This window comes from Maribacter sp. Asnod2-G09, from assembly GCF_045063795.1.
Classification (GTDB): Bacteria; Bacteroidota; Bacteroidia; order Flavobacteriales; family Flavobacteriaceae; genus Maribacter.
Map to the genome: position 1 here is coordinate 639881 of NZ_JBEFOA010000004.1, position 13372 is coordinate 653252.

Below are 13372 nucleotides of genomic sequence, written 5' to 3' on the forward strand. Positions count from 1 at the left end.
CTGCTAATTTAAACTTATCCTTCCTACAGAAATTCTACTCTCAGTATTTAAGAACTGACACTATCTTCTTCTTGACATTTATTACTTTACTTTGGGGTTTTCACCATACCAAATCTGTTAAAAGCATAGATTTAAAAGGAACTTATTTTCTAACTTCCTAAATATTGCTGAACTTTAGTTTAGAAATATAATCGGTATGAACACAGCAGAAGATAAATTAAAAGAGCGGGTAAAGGAACTTACTTGTCTTTACGAGGTTACTTCTATAATAGTAAATTCTGATTATGACCAATTAGATGCTTCGCTTGAAGCTATTGCTTATTGTCTTAAAAGAGCGTGGCAGTTTGAAAATGTAACCGAAGTCTTCTTAAAAACTAAAGAATACCAAGTGCAGACAGATGATTTTATTCCTGATATGGTCACTTTAGTTTCTAAAATTAAAGTCTTTAATAAGATAGAAGGTGAAGTATTGGTCGGTTATCCTTCTGGTACTTATACCAAGCAAGATTTTTTAATTGAAGAACAGACCTTATTGAATAACGTGGCCTTAGCTATTGGCAATCTGATGGAGCGTAAGCAAATTCGTGATAGTGAAGCCATTACCCGAAGACAAATGGAACGTACAGACCGTTTGCATATACTTGGTGAAATTACTGCAGGTATTGCCCATGAGCTTAATACTCCCCTTGCCAATATACTTGGCTTTGCAGAATTACTTTCAGAAAAAATTACAGATAAAGAGACCGTTAGAGACCTAGAAAAAATAATGGATAGCGCTATATTTAGCCGCGAAATTGTAAAAAAGCTTATGTTTTTTGCTTGTGAGATGCCACAAGAAATGAAGACCGTAAAACTGATACCGATAGTAATCAGTGTTATAAAACTACTTGAACCTTCTTTACGGTCAAAACATTTAAAACTAACTAAAGCTTTTGATAATGAAAATATTGAACTTAGGGCAGACACAGTACAGCTAACTCAGGTATTATTCAACTTAATTATGAATGCCATTTACTATTCTCCCGAGGGTGGCACTATTACCGTACATGTTTTAGAAACCGAGAGTCATATAAGTATTGAAATTTCTGATGAAGGTAAAGGCATACCAAACGAATTAGAAGACAAGGTGTTTGAACCTTTTTTTACGACCAAACCAATAGGTGAAGGTTCTGGCTTGGGACTTAGTGTTGTTCACGGAATTATTACCAGCCACAAAGGTAAAATTGAACACAAAAGTAATATACCGAAAGGGACTATATTTACCGTTGATTTTCCTAAATTGTAATTGATGGATTTGCGCAAAGAGAACATTCTTATTGTTGATGACGACATAGATATTCTAGAGCTTTTACAAAGGCACTTACAATCAATGGGCTATCATACTTATAAAGCAGTATCAGTAAAAGAGTCGCTGTTTATACTAAAGGATACTTTTATAGATCTACTCATTACCGATATACAAATGCCCGAAATAGATGGGCTACAGTTATTAAAATTCGCCAATGAGCATTATCCAGAAATTCCTAAACTAGTGGTTACGGGTTACCCATCTGTTGAAGGTACTTTAGAGGTTATAAAATCTGGAGCTACAGATTATCTTACTAAACCGTTTACCAAATTAGAACTTAAAGAAGCGGTTGAAAAAGCGCTGAAACAAAATAAAGCTCGTAAAAATCCTGTACCAAAATCAGCTAATCTTAAGCCGAATATCTATGCTGATATGGTTGGTGAATCTGAAGCTTTTAAAAAAGTTTCCAATATAATTGATCGTGTAAAAGATAATAAAGCTACCGTTATAGTTACTGGCGAAAGCGGTACAGGTAAAGAATTAGTTGCAAGAGCAATTCATTATTCTGGCAAGTTTTCTAGAGAACCATTCATTGCTGTCAACTGTGCTGCTATCCCAGAAAACCTTCAAGAAGCAGAGCTTTTCGGGTACATGAAAGGTGCATTTACCGGAGCAAACGAAAATAGAAATGGATTTTTTCAAGCAGCGAAAGGTGGCACCTTATTTCTTGATGAAATTGGTACGGCTTCCTTAGCCGTACAAACCAAGCTGCTACGCGCTCTTCAAGAAAAAGAGATTACCAGGGTTGGATCACAAAAAGTTGAAAAGGTTGATATTAGAATTATTGCGGCTACCAATACCAATTTAAGAGAAGATATTAAGAACAATACTTTTAGAGAAGATCTGTATTATAGATTAACCGTGGTAGAAATTAATGTCCCTCCCCTACGCGAACGTAAATCTGACATTGTATTATTAACAGAAAAGTTTCTTCGTAAATACGGAATAGAATTCAAAGACAGATTGCTTCGTATTTCTCCGGAAGCATTACAAATTCTTCAACGCTACAACTGGCCTGGTAACATTAGAGAACTTGAAAATATTATTCAAAGAGCTGTTATCATGTCCGATGGTATTGTCGACGTCAAAGACCTGCCAGATTTTTTAAAGTATCAAATTGATTTTTCTGAGAATGAGCTGCGTCCGCTTCGCGAAATAGAACGAGAATATGTTCAGCGTGTTTTAAATCATACAGATGGTAACAAGACCAAAGCAGCCGAAATTCTTCAAATAGATCGCAAAACCTTGCGCGAAAAACTAAAATAATACCGGGTAATTTCTCCCCAATTGAGGAATATATCCCCAGTTAAAATACTTTCCTAAAAATAAAATAATTTATTACTAACTAATATTCAATTAGTTACGGTTTTTGGTACGCTTTCCTTATATCACAGGCATACCAATTGCTATATAGACCATGAAAAAGAAATCTATTTCTAAAACTAGTACATATAGACCGTAATCTATATTCAAAGCGACTAGTAAAAGAAAGAGAACATGGAATCTTAAATAGCGATAAATGAAGTACGGCAGTCTGGTTTTTGAAGAAAATGAATTCTTGATGATTAAAAAATATCAAGAAGAGAATGTAACTATTGAAGACTATGCACACAAAAATGTGTTAGAGATTCTTAGTCAACACATGACAATAGCCATGCGTTTAAATGCAGAAGATATTCCGTTCGACATTATTACTATAAACTCGTTTATAAAAGTTAGCGGTGCTTCTGGTATTCGCCAAACTTTTCAAATAGTAGCTCCAAATGAAGTTGATATAAAACAAAATAAAATTTCTGTTATCAGCAGTTTAGGTGCTTCAGTTATTGGGCGCGCCGTAGGAGATAAAATTTCTTATGGATTACCTGGTGACCGCGTGTCTTTAGTAATCACAAAAGTTACCCAACCAAACTCAGCCAACAAAAACACTACTGAAGAAATAAAGACCAAAAAAGAAACAATTCATTAATTCTAAATTATTCAGTTATGTTAAAATACGCAATTACCCTATTATTTTCAGTAAGTCTATTAAACGCACAAAGCAACGACACAAGCCAAACCGAGGTTAACGTTGGTGATGTTTTTGAAATAGGAAAACCTGAAACGAATAAATACAAACACATAGATTTCCCTAGAGAAAACTTCATTATTAAACGTGGTGGCATTGCCAATTATAGGCGGGCCCATGGCGAAGAAGTTGTGGTTACGGCCGTAAAAGAGAAGAAAGACGGTACAACCGAAATTAAAATAAAACGCAATGATGGTGGTCGTTTCTTTAACAGTCATACTGTAGTTACAGCAGACTATAAAGAAGCCATTAACTCTGGCGAATTACAAGCTCTATAATTTTTTTTAGTTGATTGATAATCCACTTGGTCTCTATAAATAAGTTGGCTGATTTATTAAGAGTCAACCAAGTGGATTTCCTAACAGAAAATGCTACAGTATAATCACAAAACAAAACCCATGTTTACAAAACTTAAAACACCGCAAAGAATGCATGCTGGCTTTATATTAGCCATCGCATTCTTATTGGTTTTGGGTTCTAATAGATTATACCATAGACATTTTTCTACCCTACAGAACACGGTAAACTCTGTGTATGAAGACAGGGTTAAAGTTCAAGGTTACATATATCAATTGAACAATATTTTTCATTCAAAAAGGCTTCGGTTCATTACTGAAGATAATTTTACCTCAGTAGCAACTGAAAATGAAAAAGCAGAAAAATTACTATCTCAATTTGCGCTTACAGAACTAACTACAAAAGAGTATAGTGCACTTAACGAATTGAGCACACAATTTCAAAAACTAAAAATTTTTGAAAACAAGGTATTGGAATCTCAAGATAATCTTAGCAATGGGGTTACCATTCTATCACTACAAACACTAAAGAAAATAGATAATAAATTAGATGTACTGGCAACAATACAATTAGAAGAGAGCAAGCAAATGACGCAGCTATCTAATAAAGCTTTAGAGAGCAACTTACTCATGTCTAAACTATCACTAGGCTTTTTAATACTTATCGGTCTAGCCTTATTGGCATTAATTTTTTATCCCTTAAAAACAAAACAACCCGTCCTAAAGTAAGGGACACTAAAATACATCTTAATATGAGCTCGATGAAAAATTATATGCGGAGCATATGCTCGACCTGTACCCACGCCGCTTACTGTTCTTTAACAAAAGATAAAGATAGCATTTATGCGTGCAGCGAATATTTTCATTTTTTAGATCACAATAACGAACCCGTAATGGTGATATCTAATGAAATGTCTAGTAGTGAATTTAATAGAGAATTAGTCTTAAACTAAATATAATGATAGCAAAAGTAGCATCTAAAAAAGCGCCTAAACAAGGTATGCTTGAAAACGTAATGCGACAATTTGATAATGCCGCAGACATTATTGACCTAAACACCAATATTAGAAAAATATTAGAGGTGACCAATAATGAGATTGTTGTCCATTTTCCTGTGCGAATGGATAATGGTGAGGTTGAAATTTTTACCGGCTACCGTGTACAACATAACAATGCACTGGGACCATATAAGGGCGGACTACGTTACCACCCTACCGTTGATATCGACGCAGCAAAAGCATTGGCAATGTGGATGACCTGGAAAACCTCTTTAGCGGGTTTACCCTATGGTGGCGCTAAGGGCGGAATTCAATTAGACCCTAACAAATATTCTAATTCAGAATTAGAGCGTATAACTAGAAGGTTTACGTATGCGTTGGGCGATAATATTGGTCCGGAATTAGATATTCCTGCTCCAGATGTAAATACTAATCCGCAGACGATGGCTTGGATTCTTGACACCTATATGTCTACCAAATCACCTGCAGAACGATCTACCAATATGCACGTAGTTACAGGTAAACCTGTAGGTGCCGGTGGCTCAAAAGGTAGAGATAGAGCTACTGGTTTCGGTGTATTTCTAACCATTAAATTTTGGGCAGAAAGTCATAATGTAAATTTAAAGGACAAAAAATTCATAGTACAAGGTTTCGGTAATGTTGGGTATTGGGCTGCCTATTTCTTAGTTAACGAAGGTGCTATTTTAACAGCTGTACAAGATGCCTATGGCAGTATAACAAATGAAGAAGGTATCGATGTAGACCAGTTACTTACTTATTCTCAAGGTAATAAGGGTAGCATTCTTGGGTATGCAAAGGCAAGAACAATCGATAGCAAAGATTTCTTTTCATTAGACTGCGATATCTGTATACCGGCAGCATTAGGTAACCAGATTACACCTAAAAATGCCAACAAGATAAAAGCTTATTTAATTGCCGAAGGTGCCAACGGACCTACAGATGTAGATGCTGAAGAAATTCTATTGAAAAAAGGCATCGATATCATACCTGATATTCTATGTAATTCTGGCGGAGTAATCGGTAGCTACTTTGAGTGGTTACAGAACCGTAACGGCGAAATATGGTCATTAGATGAAGTGATGGAGAAGTTAGAAAAGAAAATGAAAGAGTCTTTTACCACTGTTCTCGAAACATCTAAAAAGAGAAAAGTAGATATGCGTACGGCAGCCTTTATAATAGCCATTGAAAGATTGGAAGATGCGTATGTACAACGCGGTATTTTTCCGTGATAAATAATACAGTATTTAAACGATGATAGTGATTTAAAAAAGTATGTAGTGAATACTGCCACGATGGGCGTGGTCGAAATTATTTGAAATAAGCTAGCCAATGTTCTCGGCTGCGCTTAAAATGGCAACGAACTATATTTTTAAACACATATCTCAATAAAAAAATTAGAAAATGAAGTACGGCAATCTGGTTATAGAGAAAAAGGAATACGTGGTGCTTAAAAGGTTTATGAACCTATCAGGCTACTATAAAGATGACACATTACGTAAATCTGTACAAAAACTGGTCGGTGAATTAGAGACTGCCATCATCTGCGATGCATCAGAAATGTATGAAGATGTAATTCGGTTCAATACTACGGTGACAATAGTTTCTGAAAACGGGTGGCATAAGAAATTTAAATTGGTGATGCCTACTGATAGTGATATTAAAAATGACAAAATATCGATTCTCACCCCAATGGGTGCAGCGGTTATTGGGTACAGCGAAGGTGATGCCATTATTTGGGAATTTCCATCCGGAGAACAAAAACTAACCATAGAAAAAGTAGAGCAAGAGAATGAATACATGAACATAAATATGGTACTATGATCGCATCTAAACATTTTTATCCGCATGAATCAGACAAAAGAGTCATGATGAAAAAGGATCGATTAGAAATTAATAACTGGACAGATGAGCTAGAGTTTTTAAATAAGGAAATCGAATTCTATTTAGACATTGAAGACAGTATGATACATAATTCGAAATTATACCAAGAGTTACATGGCATACGCAGAGAAAATGCATTGATGCTGGCGGCACTGTATCGCTATGATAGTGCAGTGGGCAAATCTATAGAATGTGACACTGTAGCATGTGATGCCTATTACTTAAACCATCATGAAAAGAAGAGAGATGCTTACTTGTCACTAATTCAAAATTACAGAAGTCTGAAACTAAAAATATTATCTCAAATACTAATAAATGCAAGAAGTTAAGTGAATTAGAAACTACCATTACATACCAAACCCAACCAAACCATCTAAAACATATCGACATGGAAAATAGAATATTATTACCAACAGATTTCTCAAAGAACTCATGGAACGCTATACAGTATGCGATAAAACTCTTTGAAGATAAAAAGTGCATTTTTTACATTTTGCATGCCCATTCTAAAGAAACCCATGGCTTAGATAGTTTAACCTTATTAGATCCCGATGAAGCTTTTAATAAATTATCTGAATTAAGATCACGACAAGGTTTAGGCGATATATTGGTACAATTATCGAAATTAAAAAATAATAAAAATCACGAATTTCATGTCGTATCAGAATCTAGCTTATTCTTAGATGCTGTAAAAAGCCTGAATGAAAAACTTCATTTTAAAATGATAGTTATGGGTGCAAAAGGTATTACTAACAAAAAAGGAGAATCGTACGGCAGACAAACTCTTGACATTTTAAAGCAAATTAGAAAATGCCCCATTTTAGTGGTGCCTGCAAAAGTAGATTTCAATCACCCGAAAGAAATTGTACTCACTACTAATTTCAATACTAAAATTAAATCATCTGAAATCAAATATTTGGTTGAAATCGCCAAACTAAGCAATGCCAGCATACAGGTATTGAGTTTATCACAACCAAATAAATTGAGCTTCTCTCAAAAAAGAAATAAGGTATTTATTCGTAGCCAGCTCAAAGGTGTAGACTACAAATTTAATACATTACGAAATGTAAAAATGGCAATCGCCCTAAGCTGTTTTGTTGAGATTAGAGCTTCTAATATGATCAGCTATGTAGATAAAAAACCTTCGTTTTGGGAACGTCTTGGCTTTGGTAAACTATCGCTGAGCAAGTTGGGTTACTACGCAAATGTTCCCGTATTGGCAATACATGCCAAATAGGTTTTTTAAGCTCACATTCGTCGTTTCTGGTTGTTGCATATCGTACCTTTGTACCGCAAAAATGAACAAGGACTATGAACGACGATTTTCACAGATTACTATATAACTACCTTGTAGAAAGCGGACTAAGCGAAACTGCGGCATCTTATTTGAACCTTGCCATTTTATTAGTTATCGCGCTAGTAGTTGCTTATTTCTTAGATCTTATAATTTGGAAAGTTCTGCGGTCGGTATCGCTAAAACTTGCACGAAAATCAAAAACTAATTTTGACAATTTTCTAGTAGCTAATAGAGTGCCAAGGTATATAGCACACATAATACCCTTGAGCATGTTGGTAGAGCTTGTACCCTTTGGGTTTATAGGTTTTGATTATGCCGAAAAAATAGTATTAAAGTTTTTAAATGTACTGTTTGTTGTACTTACGCTCTATGTCGTTAAAAGTGTATTTACAAGTATCAACGATTATTTAAAGACAAAAGCAAGGTTTAGAGACAAACCTATGGGCAGCTACATACAGGTATTTATGATTTTCGCCTGGGTAGTGGGTATTTTCACCATTTTCGCAATTATAACAGAAATACAGGTTTGGAAGTTCTTTACCGCCCTTGGTGCAGGATCTGCTGTAATACTATTAATATTTAAAGATTCTATTCTTGGTTTGGTCGCAAGTATTCAAGTGAGTATTAATGATATGGTTCGTATTGGTGATTGGATAAGTTTTGACAAATTCGGTGCCGATGGTAATGTTGTCGAAATATCGCTTGCAACGGTAAAAGTCCAAAATTTTGATAATACCATTACCACAATACCAACCTATGCGTTGATCTCAGATTCTTTTAAAAACTGGCGAGGAATGCAAGAATCTGGCGGAAGACGAATAAAACGTGCTCTTATCATTAGTCAAAAGAGCATTCGTTTTCTGTCTGATACCGATGTTGAAGAATTTCAAAAGATTCAATTAATTCAGCCGTATTTAAATACCCGAGCAGAACAGATCAATACCTACAACACAGAAAACAATATCAACAAGGACCTTGCTATAAATGGTAGAAACCTAACCAATATTGGGGTTTTTAGAAAATACGTAAACGATTACCTTCAAAACCATTCTGCAGTAAATAAAGGTATGACCTTAATGGTGCGTCAATTAGCACCCACACCGCAAGGTATTCCGTTAGAGGTGTACGCTTTTAGCTCTGACAAACGTTGGGAGAATTACGAGTATGTAATGGCAGATATCTTTGACCATCTATTGTCTTCCCTTCCCTATTTTCATTTACAGGTGTATGAAATACCGGTACCGGTTGCGACTTCTTAACTAGTTACCTTTTGTTTTCTTCGATTGATTTTTAATCTAATAGCGCTATTAGCTTTAATTGAAAATTGTATCTTTCTTTGATGATAATACCGCTGCACATGTTTTTGTGTTGGTTGTTATTAAAGAACTCTCATGCTAAAAGAAACATTCACAGAACTTCTGTTAAAATATACAGACGATAAACGTTTGATAAATGTTCGATGGACAGAAATAGAGAAAAACTACTCTGGCAAAAAAAGGCATTATCATACATTACAGCATCTTAACAATTTATTATCTCAGCTAACTATTGTAAAGGGGGAAATAAAGAACTGGGAAACCACCTTATTCACACTCTATTACCACGACATAATTTACAATGCTACAAAATCAGACAACGAAGAAAAAAGTGCTGAACTCGCCGAAAAACGTCTGAAGGAAATTTCTGTTTCTAGCAACATTATTGAACAATGCAAAAAACAAATTCTAGCTACCAAATCGCACCATAAATCAATCGACAGCAACACTAACTATTTTACAGATGCCGACCTTTCCGTATTAGGTCAAAGTTGGGAAACATACGCTCTTTACTACAAAAATGTTAGAAAGGAATATGCTATCTACCCTACTTTTATTTATAACCCTGGACGTAAAAAAGTTCTACATCATTTTTTATCAATGGACAGGATATTTAAAACTGACTTTTTTTACAACCAATTTGAAACACAAGCTAAACAGAACTTACAAAGAGAACTAGATTCGTTATGATAAAAGAAAATTGGAATCTGCTTTTGCAAATTATAAGGCGTAGATATTAATCTTTAATCAGTATTATTGAAAATAGAAATTAAAAAATCTGCAAAATTAAAATATGAGCATTTTTAGAAAAATTGATAAAGTACTTGGCGCTTTTGGCAATATAAAAGCACTAGAGCGAACACATGTTGACACGTTTACTGAAAACTTAATAAATAATATATCTGGAGAAAAAATTGCAGAATCTAAAAACGGACAATTATATGTAGAGTTTCAAGAATTAGCCGGATTTAGTTTTCTAGAATCTACCATTTTAAGTAGAGAAAATATTAAAACATTTAAAGGTGCTAAATTATCTTTTATTGGGGATGACGATGAACTGATTCTAGATTCTGATATTACTGAAATTGAATCCGATTATTCAAATGTTACCAATCGGTGGATGACCAAAGTTAGTTATGTGGTTACCAAAGATGATATAAAATTCATAACCGAAAAAAAGTCGAATACGATTGTGTTTGAATACAAAAGAAAGGCTATTAAATTGTATGGTATTAAATAGTGCAAAGAAGATTGCAAACTAATAATTCAGTGTAAATTCTAGTAGAAAATTTGGCATAATACATCTTAAAACCAAAACCATATGATCAACCTCTATCTAAAAGCAAAACATTGGCAACTATTCATTCTAATGTTGGGTATTCCGCTGGCATACCAACTATATACAATAGCTCAGTTTTTTGGACTACAAACGCATCCAAATTCAATATCAGAAGGTGGAGCTGGCGTAACTGAAGTTCTAAACGAAAACATCTTTTATTTCGACTATTTCCCGTATGTTATGGTTTTATATGTCATTATGTTCTTCGGCTGGTTTTGGTCTATAGCAATCGGACTTCAAAAAAACATTCCGTCAGAAATTAAAATGAAGGTTAAAAAGTTTAAGGTTTTATTCTTCATTCCCCTTATCTACATCACATCTATAATGCTTTTAATGGCCGGACTATTTTCTGGAATACGAACTAATAGTTTCTCACTTATCGGTTGGCCTTTGTATATTATTATTCTTCTTCATTTATTCTCGATGTTCTGTATATTTTACTCCATGTATTTTGTGGCCAAAACAATTAAAACTGCCGAATTAAAAAGGAAAGTAGAATTTGGAGATTTTACCGGGGAGTTTTTTCTTTTATGGTTTTATTTTATTGGCGTGTGGATAATTCAACCAAAAGTCAATAAACTTTATAGCGATGAAAACACAGCAACTAACAATAGTCAAATGCTATAAAACATACTAGTAATGAATATAAAGAACCTATCTGAACTAACAGATGAAGAATTAGTAGTTGAAAAAAAGAGACTAAAAAAGTCTAAAATTATTAATGCATTTGTAATTGGATTTCTTGCTAGCATAATAGGTATAGGAATTGTATCATCTATTTACAGCGAAAACTATGCAGTTCTCATTCCGTTATTATTTCCTATCTATTTTATATATCGAATAGTTAGTAACTCTAATAAAAATGATGAGTTAGAAGCGTTATTGATAAAGCGAAACATTTGAATCTATCAAAATAAAACTCAAAATCAACTTATCAATTCTGCTTAAAATAATCGAGCTACAATACATCAAACGCAAAAATGAAAAACAAACTCTCCTTCATATTATTACTTCTCTTAACTGCAATCTCTTGCAAAACAATTGACAAGAAAATTGATTCTAAAAACTCCATAAATATTGAATGGACGACTAATTTAAAAGGAGATTTTTCTTTTAAAGAAAACTGGAGTTATAAAGAAGGGATTTATAAAAACAGTCATGGTCAATTAAGTTGCGACGGCAGTTGCCCTTTAGCGATTGACCGAATGAAAGACCATACCGGCAAAATATATAAAGATTCGTTACAAGCATTTTATAAGTTAATAGATACTACCCACGTATACCATTCTTTAAAGTCAGAAAATAGAATGTATGAATATTCAGGTACAGATTTTATGGATTTCAAGAAACTAAAGAATGGAACTTTAAAAGGAGAATCTCAAAGCAACGTTTCTACACACAGTAATTTAATATTGGAACTAAAAAATGACTCATGTACTGCTTCTGTTTATTTTAACAGTATAAGAGATTTAGGGATCAATACTTTCCCTTTAAAAAGCGGAACTATCAAAATAGATAAAACACTATTTGAAAGCGGAATTATAAAAGCAGTATTCGATTTTGAGTTTGTAAATACTTTAGAAACAGATAATCAGTTATACTGGAAAGGGAATATTTACAGCAAAGTAATAACGGAATAAAGTACAACTCGCAATACAGCTTATTAAATGAACGAAGATTTTAAACAATACGAAGCGTCAATTAAGAAAAAGCATAGCATTCATTGGACTCCCAAATTTGAAGAGGAAATAAAAACTGATTTGAATAAAACAGTGATTATACCTATTGTGAATAAAACTTTTGAAAAGTTGGGTTGGGATATTGTTTACCATGATGAAAGAAATGCCGAAGCAAAAAGAAAAGGAGATTGGAACCGTTGGACCGAAAAAATTAATGTCTCTTTTGAAAATGGCAAATTAACTGTAAAAAGTATCTCTCTCGGCAACGAAATTTGGGACAATGGTCGAAACTCAAAAAGGGTTAAATTATTCATTCATGCATTTCAACAAACCGAAAAAGAGTTTGACCATGAAACATTAGCCGAACTTGAAAAGGAAATTGAAAAAGCAAACAATTGGGATGATTACGTTATACCAGAAAATTTACCAAAGCCTAAAAGCAGAAAAGAACCTCAAATTTGGATTCCCGTTGTTGGCGGTTTAATTACAGCGCTTATAGTAGGTGCTATTGTAGCATTTCTTTCTGTAAAAGGAATATACATTCTTGGGGTTTTTGAAGTTGTCGTTGCAATAATATTAGGGTACGTGCTTTCTAAACTAATTAAGATAAGTAATTACACATCTTATGACCCTTTACATTATCTACTTATAGCCATGATAATGGTTACTTATTTATCTAATCAATACTTTCAGTATCAAATTATATTGAACGAAAACAACTTTGAACCATTTAGCTTTTGGGAGTTTTTACAAGCGAGGTTTGATGCTGGTTTAACGATAAAAAATGCAAATACAGGTTGGATCGGTTTGATAATAAGTTGGATCGTTCAATTAGTAATTACCTATTACGTTGGTGTCTTAAGACTTGTTTCTGGCTTAACGGCCTATCAACTGGAAAGAATACCACCAGAGGTTGTTGATTTCGCCTATTATCATTTCGTAAAAGAAAAAACAGAGCATCAAGTTCGCACAGAATTATCAAAAATGGGATGGACAGATACTCAAGACCAAGATGAAGTTTTCGAATCGATCGACGCTATAGCAGGAGCTACAGAGTTAAATAGAATGGAATAGACAGTTTTATTACTTCACTTAATCATTAACGTTAGACTTCTGAATAAAATAGTATACG

The 13372-nt window shown here is 33.9% G+C and carries 16 protein-coding genes; all 16 read left to right on the plus strand.

From position 1 onward, the window contains the following. Window positions 1-196 precede the first annotated feature (196 nt). The 16 genes from ACJJVT_RS09765 to ACJJVT_RS09840 all read left to right on the plus strand — a co-directional run bounded on the left by ACJJVT_RS09765 (window position 197) and on the right by ACJJVT_RS09840 (window position 13314). Window positions 197-1285 carry a sensor histidine kinase gene (locus ACJJVT_RS09765; protein WP_405398271.1) on the plus strand — a complete coding sequence of 363 codons (1089 nt, stop codon included), beginning with the start codon at window positions 197-199 and terminating at the stop codon, window positions 1283-1285. Window positions 1286-1288: 3 nt separating this feature from the next. Then, window positions 1289-2614, plus strand: a complete 1326-nt coding sequence (locus ACJJVT_RS09770; RefSeq protein WP_405398272.1) for a sigma-54-dependent transcriptional regulator — start codon at window positions 1289-1291, stop codon at window positions 2612-2614. Between the two features lie 253 nt (window positions 2615-2867). Then, window positions 2868-3314 (plus strand): GreA/GreB family elongation factor, encoded by a 447-nt coding sequence (locus tag ACJJVT_RS09775; protein WP_405398273.1) that lies wholly within the window; start codon window positions 2868-2870, stop codon window positions 3312-3314. Between the two features lie 17 nt (window positions 3315-3331). Next, the gene (locus ACJJVT_RS09780) at window positions 3332-3691 is read left to right on the plus strand and encodes a hypothetical protein (RefSeq protein ID WP_405398274.1); all 360 of its coding nucleotides are present in this window, start codon (window positions 3332-3334) and stop codon (window positions 3689-3691) included. Between the two features lie 120 nt (window positions 3692-3811). Next, the gene (locus tag ACJJVT_RS09785) at window positions 3812-4438 is read left to right on the plus strand and encodes a hypothetical protein (RefSeq protein ID WP_405398275.1); all 627 of its coding nucleotides are present in this window, start codon (window positions 3812-3814) and stop codon (window positions 4436-4438) included. Window positions 4439-4667: 229 nt separating this feature from the next. Next, complete coding sequence (locus tag ACJJVT_RS09790) at window positions 4668-5957, plus strand: Glu/Leu/Phe/Val dehydrogenase (protein ID WP_405398277.1); 1290 nt, start codon at window positions 4668-4670, stop codon at window positions 5955-5957. Window positions 5958-6129: 172 nt separating this feature from the next. Further along, complete coding sequence (locus tag ACJJVT_RS09795; RefSeq protein ID WP_405398279.1) at window positions 6130-6549, plus strand: GreA/GreB family elongation factor; 420 nt, start codon at window positions 6130-6132, stop codon at window positions 6547-6549. Further along, the gene (locus tag ACJJVT_RS09800) at window positions 6546-6938 is read left to right on the plus strand and encodes a hypothetical protein (RefSeq protein WP_405398281.1); all 393 of its coding nucleotides are present in this window, start codon (window positions 6546-6548) and stop codon (window positions 6936-6938) included. Before ACJJVT_RS09795 ends, ACJJVT_RS09800 begins: the two co-directional genes overlap by 4 nt. A gap of 59 nt (window positions 6939-6997) precedes the next feature. Beyond that, on the plus strand, window positions 6998-7846 hold the full coding sequence (locus ACJJVT_RS09805) for a universal stress protein (protein WP_405398282.1): 849 nt from the start codon (window positions 6998-7000) through the stop codon (window positions 7844-7846). Window positions 7847-7920: 74 nt separating this feature from the next. After that, window positions 7921-9165, plus strand: a complete 1245-nt coding sequence (locus ACJJVT_RS09810; protein WP_405398284.1) for a mechanosensitive ion channel family protein — start codon at window positions 7921-7923, stop codon at window positions 9163-9165. Window positions 9166-9297: 132 nt separating this feature from the next. After that, a complete protein-coding gene (locus ACJJVT_RS09815) occupies window positions 9298-9912 on the plus strand; it encodes a hypothetical protein (protein WP_405398286.1) in 615 nt (204 codons plus the stop codon). A 103-nt stretch (window positions 9913-10015) separates the two neighbouring features. Beyond that, a complete protein-coding gene (locus ACJJVT_RS09820; protein WP_405398289.1) occupies window positions 10016-10462 on the plus strand; it encodes a hypothetical protein in 447 nt (148 codons plus the stop codon). A gap of 81 nt (window positions 10463-10543) precedes the next feature. Then, entirely contained in the window at window positions 10544-11188 is a 645-nt protein-coding gene (locus ACJJVT_RS09825) for a hypothetical protein (protein WP_405398291.1), read from the plus strand. A 12-nt stretch (window positions 11189-11200) separates the two neighbouring features. Further along, on the plus strand, window positions 11201-11464 hold the full coding sequence (locus tag ACJJVT_RS09830) for a hypothetical protein (RefSeq protein WP_405398292.1): 264 nt from the start codon (window positions 11201-11203) through the stop codon (window positions 11462-11464). Between the two features lie 77 nt (window positions 11465-11541). Next, window positions 11542-12201 (plus strand): hypothetical protein, encoded by a 660-nt coding sequence (locus tag ACJJVT_RS09835; RefSeq protein WP_405398293.1) that lies wholly within the window; start codon window positions 11542-11544, stop codon window positions 12199-12201. Window positions 12202-12228: 27 nt separating this feature from the next. Further along, entirely contained in the window at window positions 12229-13314 is a 1086-nt protein-coding gene (locus ACJJVT_RS09840) for a hypothetical protein (RefSeq protein WP_405398294.1), read from the plus strand. Window positions 13315-13372: the final 58 nt, after the last annotated feature.

What these genes read in the sequence shown, in the direction of transcription:
- ACJJVT_RS09765 (WP_405398271.1), top strand. Translation starts at nt 197, where the DNA reads ATGAACACAGCAGAAGATAAATTAAAAGAGCGGGTAAAGGAACTTACT.
- ACJJVT_RS09785 (WP_405398275.1), top strand. Translation starts at nt 3,812, where the DNA reads ATGTTTACAAAACTTAAAACACCGCAAAGAATGCATGCTGGCTTTATA.
- ACJJVT_RS09835 (WP_405398293.1), top strand. Translation starts at nt 11,542, where the DNA reads ATGAAAAACAAACTCTCCTTCATATTATTACTTCTCTTAACTGCAATC.
- ACJJVT_RS09770 (WP_405398272.1), top strand. Translation starts at nt 1,289, where the DNA reads ATGGATTTGCGCAAAGAGAACATTCTTATTGTTGATGACGACATAGAT.
- ACJJVT_RS09810 (WP_405398284.1), top strand. Translation starts at nt 7,921, where the DNA reads ATGAACGACGATTTTCACAGATTACTATATAACTACCTTGTAGAAAGC.
- ACJJVT_RS09775 (WP_405398273.1), top strand. Translation starts at nt 2,868, where the DNA reads ATGAAGTACGGCAGTCTGGTTTTTGAAGAAAATGAATTCTTGATGATT.
- ACJJVT_RS09840 (WP_405398294.1), top strand. Translation starts at nt 12,229, where the DNA reads ATGAACGAAGATTTTAAACAATACGAAGCGTCAATTAAGAAAAAGCAT.
- ACJJVT_RS09790 (WP_405398277.1), top strand. Translation starts at nt 4,668, where the DNA reads ATGATAGCAAAAGTAGCATCTAAAAAAGCGCCTAAACAAGGTATGCTT.
- ACJJVT_RS09815 (WP_405398286.1), top strand. Translation starts at nt 9,298, where the DNA reads ATGCTAAAAGAAACATTCACAGAACTTCTGTTAAAATATACAGACGAT.
- ACJJVT_RS09780 (WP_405398274.1), top strand. Translation starts at nt 3,332, where the DNA reads ATGTTAAAATACGCAATTACCCTATTATTTTCAGTAAGTCTATTAAAC.
- ACJJVT_RS09795 (WP_405398279.1), top strand. Translation starts at nt 6,130, where the DNA reads ATGAAGTACGGCAATCTGGTTATAGAGAAAAAGGAATACGTGGTGCTT.
- ACJJVT_RS09825 (WP_405398291.1), top strand. Translation starts at nt 10,544, where the DNA reads ATGATCAACCTCTATCTAAAAGCAAAACATTGGCAACTATTCATTCTA.
- ACJJVT_RS09805 (WP_405398282.1), top strand. Translation starts at nt 6,998, where the DNA reads ATGGAAAATAGAATATTATTACCAACAGATTTCTCAAAGAACTCATGG.
- ACJJVT_RS09830 (WP_405398292.1), top strand. Translation starts at nt 11,201, where the DNA reads ATGAATATAAAGAACCTATCTGAACTAACAGATGAAGAATTAGTAGTT.
- ACJJVT_RS09820 (WP_405398289.1), top strand. Translation starts at nt 10,016, where the DNA reads ATGAGCATTTTTAGAAAAATTGATAAAGTACTTGGCGCTTTTGGCAAT.
- ACJJVT_RS09800 (WP_405398281.1), top strand. Translation starts at nt 6,546, where the DNA reads ATGATCGCATCTAAACATTTTTATCCGCATGAATCAGACAAAAGAGTC.